This is a genomic window from Cohnella cellulosilytica (assembly GCF_042431195.1).
GTDB classification, from domain to species: Bacteria; Bacillota; Bacilli; order Paenibacillales; family Paenibacillaceae; genus Cohnella; species Cohnella cellulosilytica.
The window spans coordinates 52,848-77,563 of record NZ_JBHMDN010000018.1; the positions used below are offsets into that span (position 1 = coordinate 52,848).

The 24,716-nt window shown below is 54.1% G+C and carries 24 protein-coding genes; 17 read left to right on the top strand and 7 right to left on the bottom strand.

Going from position 1 to position 24,716, the window contains the following annotated elements:
- Nucleotides 1-100: 100 nt before the first annotated feature.
- Genes ACFFT4_RS14560 through ACFFT4_RS14570 form a run of 3 tightly spaced genes read left to right on the top strand, consistent with a single transcriptional unit; the run spans nt 101 to nt 1,415 of the window.
- On the top strand, nt 101-427 hold the full coding sequence (locus tag ACFFT4_RS14560) for a PadR family transcriptional regulator (protein ID WP_378048758.1): 327 nt from the start codon (nt 101-103) through the stop codon (nt 425-427).
- A 35-nt stretch (nt 428-462) separates the two neighbouring features.
- A complete protein-coding gene (locus ACFFT4_RS14565) occupies nt 463-789 on the top strand; it encodes a permease prefix domain 1-containing protein (RefSeq protein ID WP_378048760.1) in 327 nt (108 codons plus the stop codon).
- A complete protein-coding gene (locus ACFFT4_RS14570) occupies nt 711-1,415 on the top strand; it encodes a hypothetical protein (protein WP_378048762.1) in 705 nt (234 codons plus the stop codon). The genes ACFFT4_RS14565 and ACFFT4_RS14570 overlap by 79 nt, the downstream gene beginning before the upstream one ends.
- Here ACFFT4_RS14570 and ACFFT4_RS14575 read toward each other — a convergent pair.
- From ACFFT4_RS14575 to ACFFT4_RS14595, 5 genes are all read right to left on the bottom strand, one after another.
- Nucleotides 1,412-2,857: a hypothetical protein gene (locus ACFFT4_RS14575; protein ID WP_378048763.1), complete on the bottom strand. Its 1,446-nt coding sequence runs from the start codon at nt 2,855-2,857 to the stop codon at nt 1,412-1,414. The two genes, ACFFT4_RS14570 and ACFFT4_RS14575, sit on opposite strands and share 4 nt — an antisense overlap.
- Before the next feature lie 48 nt (nt 2,858-2,905).
- On the bottom strand, nt 2,906-3,043 hold the full coding sequence (locus ACFFT4_RS14580) for an Rpn/YhgA-type helix-turn-helix domain-containing protein (protein ID WP_378048765.1): 138 nt from the start codon (nt 3,041-3,043) through the stop codon (nt 2,906-2,908).
- 10 nt (nt 3,044-3,053) lie between these two features.
- Nucleotides 3,054-3,578: an Rpn family recombination-promoting nuclease/putative transposase gene (locus tag ACFFT4_RS14585; RefSeq protein ID WP_378048767.1), complete on the bottom strand. Its 525-nt coding sequence runs from the start codon at nt 3,576-3,578 to the stop codon at nt 3,054-3,056.
- 195 nt (nt 3,579-3,773) lie between these two features.
- The gene (locus ACFFT4_RS14590; RefSeq protein ID WP_378048769.1) at nt 3,774-4,319 is read right to left on the bottom strand and encodes a DinB family protein; all 546 of its coding nucleotides are present in this window, start codon (nt 4,317-4,319) and stop codon (nt 3,774-3,776) included.
- Between the two features lie 73 nt (nt 4,320-4,392).
- On the bottom strand, nt 4,393-5,340 hold the full coding sequence (locus tag ACFFT4_RS14595; RefSeq protein ID WP_378048770.1) for a helix-turn-helix transcriptional regulator: 948 nt from the start codon (nt 5,338-5,340) through the stop codon (nt 4,393-4,395).
- Between the two features lie 181 nt (nt 5,341-5,521).
- Here ACFFT4_RS14595 and ACFFT4_RS14600 point away from each other — a divergent pair, with 181 nt between their 5' ends.
- Both ACFFT4_RS14600 and ACFFT4_RS14605 read left to right on the top strand, forming a co-directional pair.
- Nucleotides 5,522-6,718 carry an ROK family protein gene (locus ACFFT4_RS14600; protein WP_378048771.1) on the top strand — a complete coding sequence of 399 codons (1,197 nt, stop codon included), beginning with the start codon at nt 5,522-5,524 and terminating at the stop codon, nt 6,716-6,718.
- 22 nt (nt 6,719-6,740) lie between these two features.
- Entirely contained in the window at nt 6,741-7,469 is a 729-nt protein-coding gene (locus tag ACFFT4_RS14605) for a glucosamine-6-phosphate deaminase (RefSeq protein WP_378048773.1), read from the top strand.
- Here the strand turns inward: ACFFT4_RS14605 and ACFFT4_RS14610 are convergent.
- Nucleotides 7,458-8,591 (bottom strand): Gfo/Idh/MocA family protein, encoded by a 1,134-nt coding sequence (locus tag ACFFT4_RS14610; protein WP_378048775.1) that lies wholly within the window; start codon nt 8,589-8,591, stop codon nt 7,458-7,460. The genes ACFFT4_RS14605 and ACFFT4_RS14610 overlap by 12 nt on opposite strands.
- 120 nt (nt 8,592-8,711) lie before the next feature.
- Here ACFFT4_RS14610 and ACFFT4_RS14615 point away from each other — a divergent pair, with 120 nt between their 5' ends.
- From ACFFT4_RS14615 to ACFFT4_RS14660, 10 genes are all read left to right on the top strand, one after another.
- A complete protein-coding gene (locus ACFFT4_RS14615; protein WP_378048777.1) occupies nt 8,712-9,524 on the top strand; it encodes a helix-turn-helix transcriptional regulator in 813 nt (270 codons plus the stop codon).
- A 114-nt stretch (nt 9,525-9,638) separates the two neighbouring features.
- Nucleotides 9,639-10,226, top strand: a complete 588-nt coding sequence (locus ACFFT4_RS14620) for a TetR/AcrR family transcriptional regulator (protein WP_378048779.1) — start codon at nt 9,639-9,641, stop codon at nt 10,224-10,226.
- Complete coding sequence (locus tag ACFFT4_RS14625; RefSeq protein ID WP_378048781.1) at nt 10,219-11,199, top strand: glycerophosphodiester phosphodiesterase family protein; 981 nt, start codon at nt 10,219-10,221, stop codon at nt 11,197-11,199. Before ACFFT4_RS14620 ends, ACFFT4_RS14625 begins: the two co-directional genes overlap by 8 nt.
- A gap of 255 nt (nt 11,200-11,454) precedes the next feature.
- The gene (locus ACFFT4_RS14630; protein ID WP_378048782.1) at nt 11,455-13,011 is read left to right on the top strand and encodes a response regulator transcription factor; all 1,557 of its coding nucleotides are present in this window, start codon (nt 11,455-11,457) and stop codon (nt 13,009-13,011) included.
- A complete protein-coding gene (locus ACFFT4_RS14635) occupies nt 13,008-14,834 on the top strand; it encodes a cache domain-containing sensor histidine kinase (protein WP_378048784.1) in 1,827 nt (608 codons plus the stop codon). Before ACFFT4_RS14630 ends, ACFFT4_RS14635 begins: the two co-directional genes overlap by 4 nt.
- Before the next feature lie 217 nt (nt 14,835-15,051).
- Nucleotides 15,052-16,470: an ABC transporter substrate-binding protein gene (locus ACFFT4_RS14640; RefSeq protein ID WP_378048786.1), complete on the top strand. Its 1,419-nt coding sequence runs from the start codon at nt 15,052-15,054 to the stop codon at nt 16,468-16,470.
- A gap of 116 nt (nt 16,471-16,586) precedes the next feature.
- Nucleotides 16,587-17,492 (top strand): carbohydrate ABC transporter permease, encoded by a 906-nt coding sequence (locus ACFFT4_RS14645; RefSeq protein ID WP_378048896.1) that lies wholly within the window; start codon nt 16,587-16,589, stop codon nt 17,490-17,492.
- Between the two features lie 8 nt (nt 17,493-17,500).
- Nucleotides 17,501-18,358 carry a carbohydrate ABC transporter permease gene (locus ACFFT4_RS14650; protein WP_378048789.1) on the top strand — a complete coding sequence of 286 codons (858 nt, stop codon included), beginning with the start codon at nt 17,501-17,503 and terminating at the stop codon, nt 18,356-18,358.
- Nucleotides 18,359-18,370: 12 nt separating this feature from the next.
- Nucleotides 18,371-19,471 carry a glycoside hydrolase family 172 protein gene (locus ACFFT4_RS14655; RefSeq protein ID WP_378048791.1) on the top strand — a complete coding sequence of 367 codons (1,101 nt, stop codon included), beginning with the start codon at nt 18,371-18,373 and terminating at the stop codon, nt 19,469-19,471.
- A 38-nt stretch (nt 19,472-19,509) separates the two neighbouring features.
- A complete protein-coding gene (locus ACFFT4_RS14660) occupies nt 19,510-20,607 on the top strand; it encodes a glycoside hydrolase family 32 protein (protein WP_378048792.1) in 1,098 nt (365 codons plus the stop codon).
- A gap of 277 nt (nt 20,608-20,884) precedes the next feature.
- Here ACFFT4_RS14660 and ACFFT4_RS14665 read toward each other — a convergent pair whose 3' ends face one another.
- Complete coding sequence (locus ACFFT4_RS14665) at nt 20,885-21,865, bottom strand: glycoside hydrolase family 43 protein (protein WP_378048793.1); 981 nt, start codon at nt 21,863-21,865, stop codon at nt 20,885-20,887.
- A 189-nt stretch (nt 21,866-22,054) separates the two neighbouring features.
- Between ACFFT4_RS14665 and ACFFT4_RS14670 the strand changes: the two genes are divergently transcribed.
- Together ACFFT4_RS14670 and ACFFT4_RS14675 are read left to right on the top strand one after the other, a co-directional pair.
- Complete coding sequence (locus ACFFT4_RS14670) at nt 22,055-23,854, top strand: sensor histidine kinase (protein ID WP_378048794.1); 1,800 nt, start codon at nt 22,055-22,057, stop codon at nt 23,852-23,854.
- Nucleotides 23,851-24,639, top strand: coding sequence for a response regulator transcription factor (locus ACFFT4_RS14675; protein ID WP_378048796.1), 789 nt, complete (start codon nt 23,851-23,853; stop codon nt 24,637-24,639). Before ACFFT4_RS14670 ends, ACFFT4_RS14675 begins: the two co-directional genes overlap by 4 nt.
- The last annotated feature ends 77 nt before the right edge of the window (nt 24,640-24,716 follow it).

The following is a 24,716-nucleotide window of genomic DNA, read 5'->3' on the forward strand; positions in this document are numbered from 1 at the left end:
GTCGTTTCATTGTTTTCAAACAACTACTTCATCTGTCGTAGTAATTATGTTATACTTCAACTACTACGACAGGTGAAGTAATCAAGAGGGGATGCCAATTGTGATCAGCAGCGACGTGATACGCGGCTACAATGATACGCTCATTCTCTACATGTTGCTGGACGGGGATTCCTACGGGTACGAGATTTCCAAGAACATCAGGCAGCTGACTCAGGAGAAGTACGTCATGAAGGAGACAACGCTGTATTCCGCATTCACCCGGCTGGAGAAGAACGGATATATTGAATCCTTCTACCGGGATGAGAGCTTTGGCAAGCGGCGCACCTATTACCGAATGACTCCGCTGGGCCTTGCATACTACAAGGAGAAATGCGCGGAATGGAAGGTTACGCAAGAGGTAGTTAACCCATTTATTAGAGAGTGGTAACAGGGCATGGAGACGATAGCGTATATCTGGATAATATGTTTGCCGGTCTGCCGAGAAACCCGGAGTTGATGCGTCTGAAGCAGGAGCTTTTAACCGGAATGGAAGAGAAATACTTGGAGCTGAAGCGGGAAGGCAAATCGGAGAACGAGGCGATCGGAATCGTTATTTCGGAATTCGGCAATATCGAAGAGCTGACGGCAGAGCTCGGCATCGATGCGGCTGGTGCGAAGTCGGCTCTGCATGTCCCTGTGCCTATGCTGTCGGAAGATGAGGCTTACCTTACATGGCTGCCAAACGCGGCTCCGGATTATGGACCGGTCTCGGCATTGTTCTCGCTGCTTGCGGGGTGGCGCTGCTGCTGATTCTGGATACGATATTTGAAAACAAATCTTTATTCACGGCTAACGAGGCCGAAAAGGGTACGATGCTGGGACTGATCGGGATGTTCGTGCTTTTTGCCGCAGCGGTCGGAATGTTCATTCACAGTGGAATGAAGCTTAGCCGGTTCGACAATCTGGAGCGGGATTTTCGGCTGCCCTATGCATTCAAGGCTGCGCTACAGCGCACTCAGTTCCATTTTGCTCGGACCTATCGTTTAGCGCTGATTACGGGAGTCTGTCTATGCGTGTTGTCGCCGATTTTTATTTTCGCGATGAGCTATGTCGACGACGATCTTACCCCGTATGGAGTATCCGCTTTTCTGGTAAGCGCGGCTGTGGCGGTATTTCTATTCATCTATTACGGGAATATCCAAGGCGCTTATACGAAGCTGTTGGAGGAGCCGCATATAACGGAAGAGAAGAAGGAAGGGGAACGGGTCATCGGGGCCGTAAACGCTCTGTTGTGGCCTTTGGCGACAGCCGTGTTCCTGTTCACGGGCTTTGTCTATCAACGTTGGGACGTCAACTGGGCCGTATTCCCGATCACCGGCATCCTGGTTGGCATGTCCAGCAGCGTCTACCAAATTTTGAAGCGCAAAAACGTCTAGCGCTGCGATATCGCGAATACGCTGCCGTACGTTCCTTTGAAGACGGGCTCGCCGAATGCCTCGACCCAGCCGTTGTACAGCTTCCAGGAGGAATCGCGGCGGACGATTACGTAATCGGGCTTGTCGTAGGAGACGATTTCCGGCAAGTAAACCGAGAAGCCGTGCATCGAGCGCTCGAACGCGTTCCAGCCGAGCGTTCCTTTGGACGCTTCGGTTATAAAGGGATCCTGTCTGCCGTCGGTCAGAATGTCTCCGCCCCGGAACATGACGTAACCGGAGGTGCCGTAGGTGGACAGCACTCTGGGGCGATGATCATCCGGTGCGCTCGCCATAATGTAGTTCATTTCCTCGACCGGATAATTCTTTGCATCTACCTGCGGCGTCTTGACGAATACGACAGCGCTGTTGACGGCCAGTCCGACTGCGAGGCAGATCAGAATGACCGGCATGCGCAGCTGCGGCCGCCACGACCGCAGCCATGACGGAGCCGCGTCCAGTGCGGCTGCGGCGAAATAGGGAATGAGCAGCCACATGAACAGGTTTTGCTTGAAATTGGCGATGCTCAAATACAAAATTCCTGCAGCCAGGAAAAAACGAAACGGCTTGCCGCGCAGCGCATACGGCAGCGTCAGAACAAAAAACAGGAGCAGCAGCACAATCGGCAGGCTATCCAACTTGTTGAACTGAATCGGCTGCCATTCGTTGATGAGCATGTTGAAATCGTTTTTCGTCACGGTCAGAATGAAGAACAGACTTTTGAGACCTCCCGGATTCAGCAGTCCGACAAGCCAAATACCCACAAACGTCCAAATGCGAGGCTTATCCAGTTGTCTGTTCAGCAGCGACTCCAGGAGCGCCATGCCCGTAAACACGGCGATGACAAGCCAGACTCCCGTATGGATATTCGCAATGAGCAGGGACAGTGCCATCAAGGCGACGGCGGGCTTCCAGCCGACCCGCAGCTGAAATTCCCGCAAGAAGACGACAAACCAGACGATCAGCCCGGCGGAAATCATCTGCGGCCTGATTTTAAAATAACCGTAATAAATCCAGCAGGCGACAAGCAGCACGAACAGGAGCATCAGCGGATGATCCTCCTCCATGCCCAACTCCTTGCGCGATACGCGGGCAAGGCGAAGCAGCCCCGGAACGAGCAGCAGCAGGCTGAGCGCAGTCAGCAAATAAGCGCCGGGCCAGCCGAACGCCTGATAGAACAGCGCCGCTAAAATCTGAAAGCCGAACTCGTGCGGAATATAGGGCAGCTTGTCTTCGTAGAACGTATGGATGGCATGATGGAGGATATGCTTGTGCTCAAGCATATAGCTCCCCAATTCGATATGCCAGAACGTGTCCGGGTCGTTAAAAGCATACTTGGGCAGCATAAGCAGCACGGCGACGATAACGACGATGCCGTAGATCATGGGAAGTTTGGATGATTTCATATACAGGTATTAAACCATAATTCGCGGATGAAAAGAAACATTGCATCGTCAATCCGACTTGAACTGCGCCTCCGTCAGCCCGGTCGCTTTTTCGATTTTGTCGATATCGATGCCCAAATCCAGCAATTTCTTTGCAGTTTCGAGCAGCGCTTTTTCAGCGCCCTTCCGAATGCCGGCGTTAATCAAGCTCGTACGTTCATACAGCGCTTCTTCGCGCGCTTCGTAAAGCTGCCTTGTTTTCTCGTCGCTGCTTAACCATTCCAGTCGTTCCTCCGCGGATTTGATGGAAGCGTCCATCGCAATCAACTCCTGTACTGTGAAAATGCGCTGACGGCAAAAAATCGAAGTCGAGAATATTAATGGCGATCGTTTTCTTTAATTGCGCGTAGTCGTTTCCTTCTTTAATGGAGCCGGTATACATCGTGCCGGCATAGAACAAAGACCGTTTGTCCATCGCAAGCTCCCGTTCGATCTGTACCTCCAGGTTGATCTGTTCGCTGCGATCCGATTCGCACCGCACGTCCAGCCGCCCGCTTTTGCCGTCGAGAACCTGCTTTACAAGCTCCTTGTTGTCGATAACCGTGACATCCGCAATGGAACGGCGGCTTGTCGCTCCCAGAATCGCATTAAGCAGCGGAATCAGCAGATGCTTGCTGTCCGATTCCCCGAACAGTCTTTTGAAGAGGAAATCGTTTTTAGGCTTAAGCCGATGTGCCGACATGCGACGTTCTCTCCTTTAGTATACCATGCTTGCTAGAGCGCGTGCAGAACGCAAAAAAGCCGCACAGCCCTCCCAGCGGAAGGCAAATGCGGCGTGTTCTTCACGACCGTATACATAAGTTGACTAACCAAGCTGCTGATGTAAATTTCATTTTAACAGATAAATTAGCGGTTTGCGAGTCCGCTTCTTACATCGTCATTCATACGTTATTTCCCAGAAATCTTTTAAACGTTCCAACTGCAATAAATGGTGCCTGTAATGCATTTCAATAAGCAAAAACCACTCGTTGGCGTTTAGCGCGCCGAATCCGGGATGAATAATTTTTCTGCTCTCCGGCACTTTACTCACAGCGGATTCCGTACGTTTCGTCCGCTCCACGACACCGAGCAAGCCTTCCTTAAGCTGCTCCTTGCTCTCCGGCTGTTTCGGGGTGTATTGCGGTGAATCGGGTACCCGTATCCGCACGGGAGGAAAACTTCCCAGCTCGAAGGCTCCTTTGCCCCTCTCCGTTTTTTCCTCCGCAGCGTCTACTGTCGCTTCGCTTCCGGCCAAACATTGATCAACATTGTTCAAATGCATGAATTGTGCCGATTGAATGAGATGCATATACATTTGACCAATCGACCATTCCTCCTCGTTCGGTTTTTTTAGCAGCTGCTCCATATCGAGGCTTTCCAGTTCGCTTAAGTAACGTCCTACGACTGTCTCAAATGCCTGTAACGCTTCCGCTGTACTTCTCATGAATCAAACAACTCCTCGTTATTCCTTCTTGGATACAATCCCAATTTAACAAAACGCTACTGACAATAGCGTGTCAGTAGCGTTCTAAGATTTTTTCGGCCTCTTCCCGCATCCGCTGTCGAAGAGATTCCGGTTCCAGCACTTTGACATCCCCGCCCCAGCCGAGGAGATAAGTCAGCAGTTCCTCCGGCTGTCGGACTAAAAAGTTGACGATCAGACCGTCCTTCCGCTCCTCGGTCGATTCCATATAATAATGACAAGTCTCGGCGATTTTATCCGCAATTTCAGGATTAGCCAGAACCGCCACCCGTTCGTTACGGTCGTCCGACGGACGGTAGTTGTTAAGATTAAATCCGTTTGGAACGAGAAAGCGATCCTCCAATACGGTCAGCCCCGTCATCCGCGACAACCGGAAATGCCGAATTTCTTGCCGCAGCTCGCAATGTGCAATCAAAATCCAATTTCCCCGAATCAACGCCAATCCGTATGGAGCGACATCGCGCGTACTTTTCCGATTGCCGTCTGTTTCCGGCATTTTTTTCAGATAGGTTATACGCAATTTGCGGCGCTCCATAATTGCCCGCCTGGCTTGTCCGAGATAATCCTTCTCCCTCAAGCTGGTTATCGGCTCGCCTACCTGAAGAAGCCGCATCGTTTCCCGAACGCGCGTCGACTCGTCGCGCACGGTTTCCGGCAGAATAGCTTCAATTTTGCGCCGGGCCGCCTTAGCTACGCTTGCGTAATCGCCATCCAGCCTCTGTTCGATAAAGTCAGTGCCCATAAGCATGGTTACTGCCTCTTCAGCGGTAAACCCGACCGGTGGAAGAAAATATCCTTCCATCAGGGAGTAGCCCTGCCCGGGCGCCCCAAGGATGGGAACCCCCATTTCGCTTAGAGCTTGTATGTCACGGTATATTGTCCGCACGCTAGTCTCAAACAGAGAGGCCAGATCTTCCGCTCTCAATACTTTATTCCGTTGCAGCTCCAGCATGATGGCGAGCTGCCGATCGGTCTTGTTCATTCCTGCTCCCCCGGTGTCCGTCCTGTTCATCCATTTACTTATTCTACCACAGCAAACTTCACGTTAGCATGGAAGGGACATAACGATTTAAGAGTTTACAAAATAAATCGAATTGAGTAATATAATTAATAACTTTAGTTTATCAATTAAGTTTAGCAATTCAGAAGGAAGGAATTTCGTCATGTTCGAGGGGTTAGGGCACGATCAGTCGATGATGCGCCGGCATCATTCCTTGCTGCTCTTTAATTTAATTCGAGACGCGCGGCAAATTTCTCGGGTCGATCTGGCCAAAGCGTCGCAAATGAGCGGCACAAGCGTGGGGAAGATCGTTAAGGAGCTAATGGATTACGGTCTCGTCATTGAAACGGGTCAAACGTCCGGGAAAGTCGGCCGCAAGCCGACCCTTCTGCAGATTAACCCTCAAGGGGCGCACGTTATCGGGGTTGACGTCGATATCGATCGAATTACATTGGGCGTCGTCGACCTCAACGGGAAGGTGATCAGCAGGCGGGACCAAGCGATCGATATGGAGCAGGAAGATGAGGTCGTTTTGGACGGCATCGCCGATCGCATACTGGAGCTTATCGCCTCTAACGGCAGCAGGAATATGATTGGCGTCGGCGTCTGCATTCCGGGTCTCGTCTCTTGGCCCGACGGGAATGTGGCGGCGGTGCCGCAATTTCATTGGAAAAACGTCAAAGTACGCGAGCATTTGGAAGAGAAGCTGAATTTAACGGTATATGTCGATAACAACGTAAAAACCTCGCTGCTGGCCGAGTATTTGTTCGGAAGCGTCAAAGGGTTAAAGCACGTCGTCGGCATCCATATCGGAAGCGGTCTGGGAAGCGCGGTCATTGAGAATGGAGAAATTCTCAGAGGAGTCGGCAATACGCTCGGGGAAATCGGCCATACCCTTATGGACCCGACCGGCCAGCTGTGCGATTGCGGCCGGTTCGGCTGTCTGCAGACGTTTATTTGTTCGACCGCCCTGGAGAAGCAGGCGGGCAAGCCGATCGCCGAGATCGTGGCGGCGGCGAACGACAACGACCCTGCGGCCGTAAGGCTCATGGATCGCGCCGGAGAATATTTGGCGATTGCGATCGCTAACGCGATTTGCCTGTATAACCCTGAAAGCGTTTTGCTGATGGGCGCCATGACCGAATATTATCCGCAAATCGTCTCGAAAGTCGAGGAATGTCTGCCCAAGTATTCCTGGGAGCCGCTAAGCCAGTCGTTCAGCCTTCGTTCGCCGCAGCTCGGCAGCGACAGCGGAATTATCGGCGGGACGGCGCTTGTCCTTAACGAACAATTGAAGTCTCCTCTCCATAAATTTAACGGGTTCGAGGATAACAACATTCTGCCGCTGGATCTAAATTAAAAAGAAAAGGGAGCTGTTGATTTTGAAAATCGTAAAAACGTCGGACTATAAAGAAATGTCGTACGAGGCCTATAAAACCGTTGCAAAAGTGCTGGAAGAAAACAAAAGCGCGGTAATCAATACGACAACCGGAGCCAGCTACGACGGATTGTTCGAGCTAATGGTCGAAGCGATCAATAAGGGTGAATTGAATATCGAGGAAGCCGTCATTATGAACCTGGACGAATACATCGCGGACAGGGACAAGCCGTTCACCGTATACAGCTACATGAATCAAAAACTATACGGTTTAATCAACCAACGTCCCAAAGTCATCGAATTGATAGACGGCAGCCTGGAGGACAGCGATTCCGAAATCGCCCGTTATGCCAAGGTGCTGAGCCGATATCCGAGAGACCTGCAGATCGTCGGCCTGGGCGTGAACGGGCATTTGGGAGCCAACGAGCCCGGCGCCTCGTTTGATTCCCGTATTTTTCGGGCCGACAGCCACGAATCCACGATACAGAGCACGATGCTGTATCATCGTTTAAGCAGGGACGAAGCGCCTACGCAAATGATCACCTTAGGCTTGGCGGACATTATGGAGGCCCGCAAAATACTGCTGGTCGCATCGGGGGAGAGAAAAGCGCTGGCGGTCAAGCAGACGATCGAAGGTCCGATCAGCGAGGAATGCCCGGCCAGTCTCTTAAGGACTCACCCCGACGTTACGTTTGTCATCGATTCCGCGGCGGCTTCCCTTCTATCCGAATAACGGAACGGTTACCGGATCGCCGTTGTTCATGGCCGATTCGTGCGCGCAGATGCCGGCGGCCGTGATGTTGCCTCCAAGCGTCTCGTCGATCCACGGCTTGCGATTGTCGATCATGCTGGATACGAATTCGTGCACCAGATGCGGGTGCGAGCCGTGATGTCCCGCGCCCGCGCCTTTTTGGAGAGACTCCTGCGGGTTAAGCGGATCGTAGTTGCCGCCGACCGTAAAGCGCTGAATTTCTTGCGGCAGCGACCGATGATAGTTGGGCATTTCCGCAATTTCGACGGTCATGCCGCGTCCGCGCCTGCCGTCGACCGCCGGAAGCGCCGTTGTGACGTAGGGCTTGTCGCTATCCTTAAATCCCCATTCGAAGCTTTGGCTGCTTCCGTATACGAACATGCCCTCCTGATATTCCCGCGCGGTCGCGAACAGCGAACGGGTCGCTTCGCCTTTTAACCCGTTTTCGAATTCGAAATGGGCGCTTTCGATCGGAAACGGATTGCCGTACCGCTTCGTTAATTGCTCCTCCATCGTCCCCGAGCCTACGCAGCGAACCCGCTTAATTCTCGAACCGGAGAGGGCGACCATCGGTCCGATGGCGTGCGTGCCGTAATACATCGGCGGAAGGCCGAGCCAGTAGTCCGGCCAGTTGGACATATCCTGATAATGGGAGCCGCGCAGGAACTGAATTGTGCCTAGCTCGCCGCTGGCGATCATCTGCCGGACGTAGAAAAACGGATACGTGTAGAGAGCGGTCTCCATCATCATATAATTTTTGCCCGATTTGCGCGTCGCTTCCGCGATGCGGCGAATGCCGTCCAGCGAAATCGCCATCGGCACGGTGCAGGCGCAATGTTTGCCGCTTTCCAATACCTGGACGGTTTGCTCTTCATGCAGGGGAATCGGCGTGACGAGGTGAACGGCGTCTATCGACTCGTCGCGGAGAATTTCTTCAAAGCTGCCATAGGTTTTCTCGATGCCGTAATAGCTCGCCGTTTTTCTTGTCAACTCGCTGCTCGCGTCATAGAGGCCGATCGATCCTACGTTCGGATGGCATTGATAGATTTCAGCGAAAGCTCCCCCGAACCCCAGTCCCACAAGCGCCACGTTTATTTTCTTCATCGCATTCCCTCCTATCGAATTTATCTCAAGCTTAGGCGTTTTCCTGGGAAAAACACATTGATAAACCGGATTAAAGCATGTATAAAATGTACTTATGAGATATTTACGGAGGGACGGCGATTGAGGCAAACTTATCGGATCGACGCGAACAGAATCATCGGCAGCGCCAATCGCAATGTGTACGTGAACGAAGCGCTGCATCCGGACAGAGTGATGAGAGAGCATGATTTTGTTTATATTGAAGAGGGGTATTGGGAGATTTATCAGAACGATCAAGGCTATAAGCTGTATCCGGACGATGTGATCCTGCTCCATGCCGGGGAGCATCATTACGGATTAACGCCTTGCAGCCCCAATACGAAGACGATGTACCTGCATGTAAATTATGATGGTCAGGATCGTACAGTCGCGGGCGAGGAAGACGCCGGACACGTCGTGCTGGACACGGTCATTCGCTGTCAGGGCAGCCCGAAAATCAAAGAGATTTTCCAGCAAATCGTGCATGCGTATTTATCCGAAAATCCGCGCAAGGAGGTAAAGCTGTCCGTCCTGTTTAATCTGCTGCTGCTGGAGCTGGACGAGCATTCCGCCTCCGCGGCGGACAAGCCGAAGCTTGCGGAACGGATCGTTCGGCTCATCCAGCAAAATCCGCAGCGTTTTTATACGGCCAGACAGCTGTCCGATCAGTTTTATATGCACGAACGCACGCTCATGAAGCAGTTCAAATCCCAATACGGCAGAAGCTTATACGCCTATCAGCTCGATATGAAGATGGAAGCCGTCCGGCTGTTTTTATTGAATCATCCCGATATCAAGCTGCACGAAGTCGCGCTGAATTTCGGGTTTTACGACGAATTTCATTTGAGCAAGACGTTTAAGAAGAAATTCAAGGTTTCTCCGAATCAATACAAGCGGCAAATAACCGACTCCTGATCGGAGGGCGGTTATTTGCGTTTATGCGGTCCGATTTACAAACGATCGGAAAAATAGTAAAATGACCACAGTCATAAATGACCGTGGTCATTTTTGTTGGAGGAGGAACTGCTGATGTTAAGGGAAACCAGAAAAAAAGATACGAAGGAAAGAATCGTACGCCATGCCATCCAGCTATTCAAAGAAAAGGGATACGACAATGTCACGGTAGACGAAATCACGAAAATTTGCGGGATCGCCAAAGGCACCTTTTTTAACTATTTTCCGAAAAAGGAGAGCGTCCTGCTTCACTTGGTCAATTCCTATGCGGAACGGATGGACGAAATTGTCGGCCAGCATCGGGAGGGGGACTTGAAAGATCGGTTGCTGAAGATTTTCGGCGAGTTGATGCACATTTACGTGCAGCATGCGGACCTGCTGCGATTTGCCTTGATCGAGACGATTAAATCGGCCATGGAATCGCACGAGGAAGGCTTGACTAACCTGTCCGTATTTCAGGAGACGGTTCGCGACATGCTGGAGAAGGCCAAAGAGGGCGGATCCGTCCGGAGCCGCCTCGATGCGAACGCGAGCGCTTCGGTGCTTGTCGCCATTTTCTATCACACGCTTATTGGCTGGTCGGGAACGGCCGGCGAAGAAAAGATGATGACCGTTTTGCGGCAGCAGCTTGATGCGGTTTGGGAGGGGATTGCCGGTGAATAGACTCAAGAAAATCCTTAAAAGCAAAATCTTCCTGTTCATCGCGGCGCTTATCGTCTTTATTTATTTGAATAACAGCTCTCTGTTTACGCGAACGCGCAGCGGAGACCCGCTTCTATTGGCGCACCGCGGACTTGCGCAAACCTTTGTGATGGAAGGCATTGCTAACGATACTTGTACCGCGCAGCGAATCTACGAACCGGAGCATCCCTACCTGGAAAATACGATTTCTTCGATCGAGGCGGCGTTCGAGGCCGGCGCGGATGTGGTGGAATTCGACGTGCATATCACGAAGGACGACCAATTCGCCGTTTTTCACGACTGGACGCTAGACTGCCGGACGAATGCGGAAGGGGTCACCAAAGACTATCTCATGTCAGAATTGAAGCAATTCGATATCGGATACGGCTATACGGCCGATGGCGGCGCGACGTACCCTTTTCGCGGCAAAGGTGTGGGTTTGATGCCGTCGCTGACGGAGGTTCTGGAACGATTTCCGGACAAGCCGTTTTTGATCGATGTGAAAAGCAACGACCCTACGGAAGGCCAACTTCTTGCTAGCTATCTGTCGAAGCTGCCCGAGCGACAGCAGAGTCTGCTCGCCGTTTACGGAGGGGATGAGCCGATCGCCGCTTTGAAGGAAAGGATGCCCGATATGCGCGTCATGTCGAAAGCGACGATGAAAAGCTGCCTAATCCCTTACCTGGCGGTTGCTTGGACCGGGTACGTACCGGCTGCTTGCGAGCATACCGAGCTGCATGTTCCGGACAAAATCGCGCCATGGCTGTGGGGATGGCCGGATAAATTCCTGAATCGGATGGAGCAAGCCGATACCCGTGTTATCGTCGTCGGGGGCGATGGAAGCGACTTTTCCAGAGGATTCGATACGCCGGAGGACATCGAAAGATTGCCGTCGAACTACTCGGGAGGCCTCTGGACGAACCGGATTGATCGAATCGCTCCGTTATACCGCTAGAGAACTAGCGGTCCGGGGCATACCCCGCAGGCAGTCAGCCTTGCGGGGCGATTTCGCGCGCCAGGCGAATGATCGGGGCTGCGGTAGCGGCCCAATCACCGACGCCAACACCGACACCGACGAAGTCTCATTTTGCAGGTTGGTTTTTTTTGTGCCCTAACCGATTCCGGTAACGGGTTTCATAAACCATATTGAAATATTAAATATATATTTTATACTTACGGTGACTACTCATGCACACTGAGAGGATAAAATATGTACAACGTTCTGATTGTCGACGACGAATCCGCTCATCGTAAAGGCATTATTCAATTGCTGAACAGAATCAAGCCCCACTATCGATTGCTGGAGGCCAGGGACGGCAGCTCGGCCGGACAGATGCTGGCGGCAGCGGATATCGATATCGTTCTGACCGATATCCGCATGCCGAATATGGACGGGCTTGAACTCCTGCAGGAAATCAACAAGGCGAATCGCGAGGCGAAGGTGATCATGATTACCGGGCATGCCCAATTCGAGTATGCCAAGCGGGCTTTATCCGACGGAGCCTTTGATTTTCTGATGAAGCCGATCGATATTAAAGAGCTTAACGCGGCTTTGGACAAGGCGGAGAACAGCATCCTGACGAAAAATGCGCAGCAGCTTACCCAAGGCCTCGGCATGGATATGCTGCTGGGGAAGCTGGTTAAGGGCAAGCTGGACGAGCAGGAGGGACGGCAATTGGCGGGAATGGTGCCCGACGCTCTCCCGGGCTTTCTGTTCGTGATCAAGATTCCTCCGTCGGCGGCGCAAATTTTGGGTCCCGATTGCTTCGCGGCGACCCGGTCGGCCATCGGCAAAGCGATGAAGCCGGTCGGACCCTGTCTCCAATTTCAGCTTCTGGACGGCGAAGTGTCGCTTGTCGGCATGGTTTTTCTCGACCGCGGCCAAGGGACTGTTCAGGGGGCCGCTCGCGAAGCGATAAACCGAATCGTCCGCGAATTGCCCAGCATTTTCAAGATGGGGGTAAGCGAGTGCTTTGACCGGCTAAGCGCCAGCTCCGCCCAGGCGTATGCCCAAGCGAGGGATGCGCTGCTGATGACGTTCTACTCGCATGCGATCTGCGGGGAATTCAAGGACCAGAATCGCAACGACCAGAATCGCAACGACATTCATCTGCCGAAGCTCTTTAACGATCACGAGGCGTTTCTTGCAAACGCAATCAAATACGAGAGCCGGGAGCGAGTCGCCGAGACGGTGTCCGGCCTGTTCGGCAAGCTCGGCGCGCATGACACGACGAACCCGAACCGGATGAAGGAATTGATGCTGCTGACGGCGCTGCGGCTGACCGATGGCTTGCAAAGCAAAATCGCCGCTCGCGATTCCCATCCGGAAATCGCCGGCTTCAACGCCCGAATTACGGAAGCCCCGAGCCTGCAAGCTCTGCAAGCGGCCGTAGAGGGGCTATGCCTCATGCTTTACGACATTTCCCATTCGAACGATTCATCCGAGGAAGCCATTACGCTGGCTCTGAATTATATCGACGAGCATTTTGCCGAGGAGGTAAGTCTGAGCCAATTGGCGGAGAGGTTCTACTTCACCAGCTCTTATTTCAGCTTGTACTTCAAGAAAAAAACGGGACAAAATTTTAATCAGTATTTGACGGCGCTGCGGCTGGAACGCGCCTGCAAGTATTTGCTCGAGACGGCCGACAAGGTCGGGGATATCAGTCTCAAGGTGGGTTACACCGATTCGGCCTACTTCGGCAAGCTGTTCAAAAAAAGGATCGGCTGCAGTCCCGAAGAATACCGAAGGAGAAACTACAAAATTTGAAAACGATACGATCCGGACCTCCCCGCAAAATCGGTCTGCAAACGACGCTGATTCTGTCCTACATCCTGGTCGCTCTGACGGCGCTGTGCTTATTCGCCTGGCGCTCCTACATGACTACGGAGAAGTTCATGACGCAGATGGCCCAGGATAACGTTCACGAGAACATCACCTCCAAGAACAAAATTCTCGATCTGATCTTCGCCAACATTCGCGAGTCGACGCTGAACCTGCTCGTCGACAAGGAATTGTACAGTCTGCTGCACGAGCTGGACTTTAACGAGTATTTGGAGCTGACCGAGGCGGATAAGGAGATGCAGGAGCTGCTGAAAAAATATTTTTACAGCTATCCGCAGATCGCCTCCGTCGCGCTCGTCACGGAAGACCATACCTTCGGTTACTGGAAGGACGACATTACCTTCGACAGGTCCTTTTACGACAGCGAGATTTATCGGTTGGCCGCGCGCAAACAAGGCGGAAGCTTCTATGTTCCCACCTACAACTTCAACAAAGCGATGGGGAAGAAAGCCGAAGACCAGCCCGATTATCCGCAGGAAATGATTTTCTCCCTGGTGCGCGTGGCCAATTTTACCTATATCACCGAGCAGTTCACGACGGAGAAGCTTGACCGCTTCAAGCTTCATCCCACGCTGGTGATCAGCTTCACGGACGAGACTTACCGTTCGGAGATGGAGAGTTTGATTCTGCCCGAAGGCTCGGAATACATGGTTTTTGACGCCGATGGACGGATCGTTTCGCACAGCAATCCCGCGCGTATAGGAACCACGTACAACCGCCCGTGGATTTATCCGCTCATCGCCAAAGACTCGGGAGTCGATTACCTGAACATCGACGGGGAAAATACCATTATCAGCTACGACACCTCCGACGCGACGGGATGGGTAACGATGGTCACGATTCCCCGCAGCTCGTTGTTGAAGGATGTTCTGCATCGCATCCGCAACGATATTTTTCTGTTTTCCGTGCTGGCGCTGCTCGTTGCCGTATCCCTGTCCGTCATGCTGACGCGGAAGTTCAGACAATCGCTGAATCAGGTGCTGAAAACGATCAAAAGCGTCGGCATCGGCAATTTTAACGTAACGGCCAAGTATACCCGCATTCCGGAATTCGACTTTATGGTCGACCGTTTCAACGACATGAGCGGGCAGATCAAGAAGCTGATCGATGAAAATTATATTTCTAAAATCAGACAGCGCGAAAGCGAGATTGCGATTCTCACCACCCAGCTTAATCCGCATTTTCTGTACAACACGTTAAACGTCATCCAATTGGCCAGCCTGAACGGCGAGCATGAGAAGACGGAAGAGATGATTGTCGCGTTGTCCCGAATGCTGAACTACACCGCCGATAACCGCAAGGAAATGAAGCCGCTGCGCGAGGATCTGGCATGGCTTAACCAGTACATCTACATTATGAAGTGCAGATACGATGACGACGAATTCCAGATCGAATGCTCGATCGAGGAGGAGCTGATGGATCTTCTCGTTCCGAAGCTGTTTCTTCAGCCCATTCTGGAAAACAGCATCATCCACGCGTTCAAAAGCCGCGACCGCGGCGGCATGATTGCCATTACCGGCCGGCTCGCCCGGGAGGGCATGATGTTTACGGTGGAGGATAACGGAGACGGAATGAGCGAGGAGCAGGTCGCGGGTTTCTTTGAAAACAAGAACGAGCATATCGGCATCAAAAACGTGTACCAACGTCTTCAGCTGATTTACGGAGAAGCCGTCCGCTTCGAGGTGAAAAGCGAGCTGGGCCGGGGGACCCGAACGACGATCCTCATTCCCGATTCACGGGGCGCATAAGGGAACGAGCGGGAGCGAACAGAGGGTCTCTGTTCGTTTTTTGCTTAATTCCGTTATTTTCAAGTCATTTTGAAATCGCTTTCCACACGTGCGTAAATTTACACCTACCATCCAAAAAGATTCCCGTATAATTCGATTTTTCGTCCACGTTATAATGAACTCGCAACGAAGCATGCGGGGTTGTATTTCATAGAAAGCGAGAGAGGGAGAGTGCTTTATGTTCACGTTTAGAAAAGGGTTAATGACAGCGCTTGCGGCCGTAATGTTCACCGCGATCGTCGGCTGCAGCGGCAAGCCTCAAGAGGGGACGGGGGCTTCCGCGCCGAACGATGCCGAGGCCTCCTCGGCCGCTCCGGCTTCCCAATCCGGAGGCAAATCCTCCGTCAAATTCATGTACTGGGGCTCGCCGGCGGAGAAGGCGGCCGTGGAGCAGGCGATCGCCGATTTCGAGGCCGCCAATCCGGACATCAAGATCGAGGGCATCAACGTTCCCGGCGGCGATTTCTATACGAAGCTGACGGCCATGATCGCGGGCAACGAGGCGCCCGACATGAGCTACTCCGGCCCCTGGAAGCTCAAGCTTGGCGAAGACGGTTATATCTACGAGTTCAACGAGCTGGCCAAGCAGTATCCCGAGATCAATCAGGACGGCTTGCTCAAGTACAACGAATGGAAGTGGGCGCCCGACAAGAGCGCCGGTCCGTTCCAGGCCAGCGTAACGCCTTCCCTCGTCTACAACAAGCAAATTTTCGAAGAGCTTGGCGTCGAATTGCCGCCAACCAAGGCGGAGGAAGCCTGGAGCTGGGACGAATTCGTTCAGGTCGCCAAGCAGCTGACGCTGGACAAGAAGGGCCGCAACGCCCTGGATCCGAACTTTGACGAGAAGAACATCAAACAGTACGGCATCAAGTTCAGCACGGGCTGGAACGGCTATATGCCTCTCGTTCTCTCCAACGGCGGCAACTACTTGTCCGAGGACGGCGCGGAGTTCGGGCTGAACAAGCCCGAAGCGGCGGACGCGATTCAGAAGCTGGCCGATCTGATCAACGTGCACCACGTCAATCCGACGCCGTCGGCGGCCAAGAGCATTCCGGCTCCGGCTACGGCGCTGCAGTCCAAGCGCGTGGCCATGACCGTGGACGGCAGCTGGGTTCACGCGGATTTGGCCAAGACGGACATGGATTGGGGCGTAGGCGTTCTGCCTCGGATGGGCGGCAGCTACAAGACCTTCTTCCACGGCGGCTCGTTGATCATCTATAAGAATGCCAAGAATCTGGACGCCACGGTCAAGTTCTACGCCTGGATAACGGATCCGAAGCGCGTGCTGAGTCTGCATCAAGGGCTATGGCTGCCGCAGTATGAGGAGTATTACACGAATCCCGAGCTGATCGAGACGTGGGCCAGCGAAATGCTGCCGGGTCGTCCCGCGGGCTTCCAGGATGCCGTCATGAAATCCACCTATGAGAACGCGGTACTGGCTCCGGAGCAGGGGGTTAAAAACTTTGCCGAGATCGAGCCGATGGTCTCCTCGGCGCTGGACGAGGTATGGGCGGGCAAGAAGACGGCCCGGCAAGCGCTGGACGGCGTAGTCGGGAAGGTTAAGCCGTTGATTAAAGGCTGGTATTTCGACGACTGACCGCGCTTGAACATCCGCTATCCCTCCTTGAAGCGAAGCCCGCGAGGCCCGCGCGGCGAGGAGGGATACGAGAGGATTTACCGAAAGGAGGCCGAATTCTTGTGACGGCCAAGACGATGAATCCGGCAGCGGGAAGCAAGAAGGCGGCCCTGCGGAACAACGCAACCGGCTACCTGTTTGCCGCGCCGGCGATATTGGGCTTTCTTATCTTCACGATCGGTCCGATGATCGCGAGCCTGGTGTTCAGCTTTACCGATTACTCGGTCACGGGCGGCGCGGATTTTATCGGACTGGATAACTACAGCCGCATGTTCGGCGGTCAGGACCCGTATTTTTACAAATCTTTGTGGGTCACGACCTATTATGTTTTGCTTAGCGTGCCCATGCAGATCGTTTATGCTTTTCTGCTCGCCATCCTGCTCAATCAGAACGTGCGCGGCATGTCCACGTGGAGAACGATTTTTTATTTGCCCTCCATCGTGCCGGCGGTCGCCCTCTCCATGATCTGGTTGTGGATTCTGGATCCCGATTTGGGCTTGGCCAATGAGCTGCTGAGAATGACGGGACTGCCTACGTCGCAGTGGATCTATGCGGAAGAGACGGTCATCCCGACGCTGGCCGGAATGAGCATGTGGTCGACCGGCGGCACGACCATCATTTTCCTGGCCAGCTTGAAGAACATCTCGAAGCAGATGTACGAGGCCGTCGATATCGACGGGGGCAGCTCTTGGCACAAGTTCAGGCATATTACGCTGCCCACGATGACGCCGATTATTTTCTACAATGTCATCATGGCGCTGATCGGGTCCTTCCAGGTCTTCTCGCAAGCTTACATCATGACCAACGGAGGGCCCAACAATTCCAGCCTGTTCTATGTCTTCTACCTGTATCGCGAGGCTTTCGAGTTCTCAAGGCTTGGCAGCTCGTCCGCCATCGCCTGGGTGCTGTTTATCATCATCATGGCGGCCACGGCTTTGATCTTCAAATCGTCCAATTCGTGGGTCCACTATGAGAACAAGTAGGTGCGCGAATGAAGGTTAAATCGAATTCCTATTACCAAAATCGGAAAACAACCGTTAAATTTTTAATTTATATGATGCTGCTCGGCGGAGCGGTCTTCGCGCTGCTGCCTCTCTACTGGCTTGTCCGCAGCTCGCTGATGGATACGGTGCAAATATTCGAAATGCCGCCGGTGTGGGTTCCGCATCCGATCCACTGGGATAACTATGCGCAGGCGCTGACGATCCTTCCGTTTGCCCGGTACTTTTTGAACACCGCCTTGATCGTCGCGGGAGTTGTTGCCGGAACCTTGATCTCCAGCTCGATCAGCGCGTTCGCTTTCGCCCGATTGAAGTGGAAGGGACGCGATACCGTCTTCGGCATCTTGATGACCGGGATGATGCTTCCCTTTGCCGTCACGCTTATCCCTACCTTTATCGGGTGGAGCGCCTTGGGGCTTACCGATACCTACGCGCCGCTTATTATTCCCGCCTGGTTCGGCGGCGGCATGGCCAACGTTTTTCTGCTGCGGCAGTTTTATACGACCCTTCCGCAGGATCTGGACGAGGCCGCGATTATGGACGGCGCGAGCGCTTTTACGATTTTCCTGAAAGTGGTGCTGCCGCTGTCCAAGTCCGCGTTGATCGTTGTAGGGCTGTTTGCTTTCATGGGGGCGTGGAACGATTTTCTGGGGCCGCTGGTCTATATCAGCACGCCCGATAAATACACCGTCGCGTTGGGCTTGCGGCAATTCCAAGGGATGTATAACGCGGAATGGCACCTGATGATGGCCGCCTCCGCCGTCGTTATTCTTCCCGCCATCATCGTTTACTTTATCGGTCAGCGATACTTTATGGACGGTATTGCATTGACGGGTATCAAAGGATAAAGGAGAATGGATATGAATACGGATCTTGGACGTCTGTCCCTGTTGGATGACGGGGAAAGCCGCGCGATTACCGCGGAAAATCCCCGAGGGGAGAAGGGCAAAGGAGGGATGGCCAGCAGCAGCCTCGGTCAATCCCGCAAAGGCTCGCCATGCCTGCCGGAGATCAAGCCGGGCGATACGGCGGTGCTGATGGATATCGACGGACCGGGGGTCATTGAGCATATTTGGATAACCGTCACGAACAAGACGAGCGACCGCAATCCCTTCGTGCTGCGCGATATCGTGCTCAGAATGTACTGGGACGACGAGACGACGCCTTCCGTGGAAGCGCCTCTCGGCGACTTCTTCTGCTGCGGATTCGCTCAGGGGACCAGCGTCAATTCCATACCGGTCGTCGTGATTCCCAATCGGGGGATGAATTGCTATTGGTCGATGCCTTTCCGCAAGCATGCCAGGATCACGGTCGAGAATCAATCGGACGAAGCGATTCCGGCCTTCTTTTATCAGATCGATTACTGCAAATATCCTTCGCTTCCGGAGAATACGGCTTATTTCCATGCGCAGTGGCGCAGACAGCCGATTACGGAGAAGAAGAAGGACTACGTGGTGTTGGACGGGGTAAAAGGAAAGGGCCGTTACGTGGGAACCTACCTTGCCCTGACCACGCTGGAAAGATACTGGTGGGGCGAAGGAGAGATGAAATTTTTCATCGACGGGGACGACGAGTTTCCGACGATCTGCGGAACCGGAACCGAGGATTATTTCGGGGGCGCATGGAGCTTTGCCGCTTACGACGAGCACGGCAAAATGAGAGAGGTGAATTACTCCACGCCTTATATGGGCTATCCGTATCATTCCGCCGCGGACCAGACCGTCACTCATCCTTGCCACGACGACGACGCTCCGACGATGCGGGGATTCTATCGCTGGCATCTGCCGGACCCTGTCCGCTTCTCCAGCGATCTTAGAGTGACGCTGCAGCAGATCGGCGTGAGCCACCGCGGTCTGTTCGAACGGCAGGACGACGTGGCGACCGTCGCTTACTGGTATCAAACCGAGCCTCATCGGCCATTCGGGGAATTCGCAGCCCGTGAAGAGCGCTGGCCGAGATAGGACGCAGAGCCCACCCTATATAATGGAGGTTATACCGAATGGCAGAACGTCTCAAGTATCACTTCGAGCCTCGAACCGGCTGGATCAACGACCCCAACGGTCTGGTCTTTTTCCAGGGGAAATACCACGCCTTCTTCCAGCATTATCCGTTCGCTCCCCGCTGGGGACAGATGCACTGGGGACATGCGGTCAGCGAGGATCTGGTCCATTGGGAGGAGCTTCCGATCGCGCTCTATCCCGACCGGGAGTACGAGGACAGCAAGCAGGGCGGCTGCTTCTCCGGCTGCGCCGTCGTGAAGGACGACGTGCTGTATCTCATCTATACCTCGGTATCGGATCGGCATGGCCAGACGCAATCGGTGGCGATGAGCCGCGACGGAGTCCGCTTCGACAAATACGACGGCAACCCCGTCATCGGATTGTTTCCCGCCGAAGCCAGCGCCGACTTCCGCGATCCCAAGGTTACGTACATGAACGGAGCCTACTATATGGTCGTCGCGTCCGGGAAGGACGGCATCGGCAAAATCCTGCTGTACAAATCGCAAAACCTGCTGGAATGGGACTACGAAGGCGTTCTGTTCGAGGGAGCGCAGTTCGGAGGCATTCTGGAATGTCCCGATTTCTTCCCGTTCGAGGACAAGTATTTGCTGATGTTCTCGCAAATGAATTGCGACACCCGTTCGACGATGTTTGCCTACGGCGACTTCGACGGCAAGAAGCTGACGAACTATTCGCTGCACACGCCCCATATCGGGCCGCACTACTATGCGCCGCAGACTTTCCAGGATCATCGGGGCCGCAGAATCCTCATCGGCTGGCTGTTCAACAAGGACGAGAAGCTTAACGGCGGCACGGACTATGCGGGCGCATTGACGATTCCGTGCGAGCTGAGCATGAAGGACGGCAAGCTGCGCGCGTACCCGGTCGAGGAAGCGCAAGGACTGCTGAGCGGCTCCGATGAGCTGGTCGTTGTCGAGGACGATAAAATCCGGATTAAAGCCGACAACGTCGCCTTCCCCGTTGAATACAGCTCCAGGATCGACTCGGTCCGGGTGCTGCGCGACACGAAAACCATCGAGGTCTTCGTTAACGAAGGCGAGGCCGTTTTTACTTATTGGTATTATGCAGGGAAATAGCTTTCGGCTTCACGCTCAAAACGGGCTGTGCCCTAAGCAGAGCCGCTTAAGATGATCGATAGACAAAGAAGGGGTATGTGTCTCCTGGAGAATGCCTCATACGCTCCTGAAATCACTGATTAACGGGTTAATCCTTCCCATTTCAGGAGCGTATAGCATCGGAAGGAGATACATACCCCTTTCACCTTGTTCATCGATTATCTTTTAAAGCGGCTTGATTGGCTTAGGGGACAGCCTCTTTTGGCTTGCGTAAGCTTCTCCGAAGCGGAGCGGGAGCTTATGGCCCGTACGGCTCGATCGTCCGGATCGTGCCGTCGGCGTTGTACTTCAATTCGGTGAATTTCACGCAGCGCTTGTTGTCGGCGCCGCCGGACAAGGAGCTGTCGTGGTAGAACAGATACCATTTACCCTGAAATTCGACGATCGAATGATGGGTCGTCCAGCCGATGACCGGCGTCAAGATCGTGCCCTGGAAGACGAACGGCCCATACGGATTGTCGCCGATCGCGTAGACGAGCTTGTGTGTGCTGCCGGTCGAATACGAGAGATAATATTTGCCGTTGTACTTGTGCATCCACGGGCCTTCGAAATAGCGTCTGTCCTCGTCGCCGGCCAGAAGAGGCCGGCCGGACGAATCGACAATCGAAATTTCGCGCGGCGTTTCCTTGAACGTCAGCATATCGTCGCTCAGCTCGGCCACTCGCGGACCGAGGGCGGGCGCGTCGGGCGCCGGTCCCGCGGCATCCGCGACGAATTCGCCGGTCTGCCATTTCTCCAGCTGTCCGCCCCATAAGCCCCCGAAATACATATAGGCTTTATCCCCTTCCACGAGAACGGCGGGGTCGATGCTGAAACTGCCGGGAATATAGCTCGGCTGCGGCGCGAACGGACCGGCCGGCGAAGCGCCGGTCGCTACGCCGATGCGGAAGACGTGGTCGTGATCGCGCGCCGGGAAGAACAAATAATAGGTGCCGTTCTTGTAAGCGGCGTCCGGCGCCCACAGCTGCTGCTTTGCCCAGGGAATATCGCGCAGATGGAGCGCTTCCCCGTGGTCGACGCAAGGAGAATTCTCGTCCGCCAGCGACAGAACGTGGTAGTCCTCCATATCGTATTGATCGCCGTTGTCGTTCGATACCTGTTCGTGATCGAGATCGTGCGAAGGATAGATATACAGCTTGCCTTCGAATACATGCGCCGACGGATCGGCGGTATAAATATGGGTGACGAGCGGTTCGTTGCGTTTGACCGGCTTCGACATAGGCCTATCATCTCCGTTAAAATAATCGCATACCTTCCTATTCTATCGTTTTTTGCCGCGCGCCGCAGCCCCTTGATCTTAGGTTTAATACCAAAAAAATTAGCTGTAGGCGCCGCGGAATCGTTTGACACTCCATTTTGAATAAGGTACGTTGGACCTAGATCTACTAAAAGCGAGGAATGGGTGCATGTGAGAAAGTGGGCGGATCGGCTCATCAATATGCGAGAGATCAACACCCTGAGAAACCAGATTTTCGTCGGCTTTACGCTGACGATGATCCTTGTGCTTACGTTTGCGGGCGCCTTTATTTACCGCGAGGTTTCCGTACTTCTCAGGCAGAGCGCGGCCAAGCATATCCAGCAGACCGCGATTCAAGCCAACGGGAGACTGGACGCGCTGCTGAAGCAGATCGATTCGCTGACGACCCAGGTATCCGCGGATTCCTACGTGCAGAAGCTGCTGTTAAAAGAAGTGCAGGGAATGCCGTCGAATTTTAACGAACGCCAGTCGCTGCTGCAGATCGCCAACAACTATATGGCCTATTCCTCCGGCATCAGCTCGCTGGAGCTGTACACGCTGGACAACCGGCGGCTGTTCCCGCTGGACGATTCCAGCATCAACCGCATATCCGGGGAAGAGCTTGCGGCCGCGAACGATCAGAAGGGGCGCATCGCCTGGATCGGCATGGACTCGCGCGTGCCGGACACGGTGCTCGCCATTCGCCGTATCAATTTGATGGACAATTCTTACTTGCCTGGCGGTTATCTGGTCGTTCATATCAACCGGGAATACTTCGATATGTACGGACCGGAGGCCAAGAACGATCCGGCCAGAAGCAGGGAGTTCATGCTGCTGAGCGACAGCGAGGGCAACCCGATCATATCGGATATCGACGACGAAGCGGCGCAATCGGTGCTCGCGCAAGCCGGAAGCACCGTGATGATCGGACAGGAGCGGATGCTCGCCGTCCGGCAGCATTCCGATGTGGCCGGCTGGAGACTGGTGCTGCTCATGCCGGTCGAGGCGGCGACGGAGGGGATTTCCGTGCTGCGAACGGCGATTTACGTGTCCATCGGCATCGCCGCGTTCGCTTTCCTGCTGTTGACGCTGCTGCTGTCGACGATGATAACGCGGCCCATTCAGCGGCTGAGAAGAAGCATGCGCGGCGCCAAATTCGGAGGGCTGAGACTGATTCCCGCCGGCCGCAACCGTTTCCGGACGCTGGAAATCAACGAGCTGAACAATACCTACAACCAGATGGTTACCCACATGAACGAGCTGATCCAAGTCGTCTACGAGAAGGAAATTACGCAGAGCCGCACGGAGCTCAAGGCGCTGCAGGCGCAGATCAACCCCCATTTTCTGTTCAACACGCTGGAAGCCTTCTATTGGTCGTTGGAGGAAAAAGAGGAAAGCGAGCTGGCCCGGACGATTCTCGCCATGTCCGGATTGTTCCGCTATGTCATCGGCAGCGCGGCGGGCAACGAAGAGCGGGTGACGATCCGCGACGAATTGGAGCACGCGCAGCGCTATTTGCAGATTATGAAAATGCGTCTGGTCGATCGCTTGAATTGGAGCATCGACGCGGACGAACGCTTGCTGCAGACGCCGATTCCGAAGCTGATCATTCAGCCGCTGGTGGAGAACGCGATTCTGCACGGCGTCGAGAGCCGCATCGGGCCCGGATCGGTGACGATCCGCGTATTTTCCGCCAGGCCGGGCATTGCGACGATCGCCGTCATCGACGACGGACTCGGCATGGACGAAGAGACGCTGAGCCTGCTTATGCAAAGCATCGAGGGCGCGGCCTCGCAGGATCCGAAGAATGGAGCGGGGGTGGCCATGTCCAACGTGCAGCGGCGCCTCAGGCTGTATTATCCGAACACGGCGGAGCGCGCCGGCGGTTTGCAAATTGACAGCAAGGCCGGCGCAGGCACAACGGTAAGCTTCGAAATTACGATTCCTTCGGAAGGGGACGAACTGTCTTGAAAACCCTGTTAATCGTGGACGACGAACCGCGCACGCGCCTCGGCATCCAGAAGACGCTCGACGCCTGGTCGGCGGGCCGGCATCGAATCGAGACCGCCGCGAGCGGAGTCGAGGCGCTGGAATGGCTGAAATCGAATACGGCCCATATTCTTATCACGGATGTCCGCATGCCGGAGGTCGACGGCCTGCAGATGCTGGAGACGTTGTCCGAGCGCGGGCGGCTGCCCGTCGTCATTGTCATCTCGGGATATGCCGAGTTCGAATACGCGAAGAAATCGCTGCAGCTCGGGGCGTTCGAATATATTCTCAAGCCGCTCGACAAATCCCTGTTGATCGACGCCGTGCAGCGCGCGCTCGAGCTCGACAGCGGAAGGGAGCGCATCGACGCGATGGAGAAGCTTGTCGATCCGAAGCTGCTTGAAGTCGGCCGGGACGAAGCGCGTTACGGCACGGCGATCAAGGACGCCATCGATTACATTTACGCCCATCTTCACGAAGCGATCAGCATGAAGCAGGTGGCGGATCAACTGCACCTGAACGCGAGCTATTTCAGCGTATTGTTCAAGGAGCAGACGGGCGTGACCTTCAGCGATTACGTGACGCTTAGAAGATTGCAGAAGGCCAAGGAGCTGCTGGTCACGACCAGCATGCCGATCTGGGAAATCGCCGAGAAGGTCGGATACCAGACGGCCAAATACTTCATTAAGGTGTTTAAAGAAAACGAAGGCTCGAGCCCCAGCCAGTATCGGCATCGGATTCTGGATACCGGGCAATCTATCCAATAAAAGTGGAATTTCTCCCAATCGTCGGTTACTTATGCGCTTACACCACAAATATTATAATTGTGAGAGCGGTTACAAAG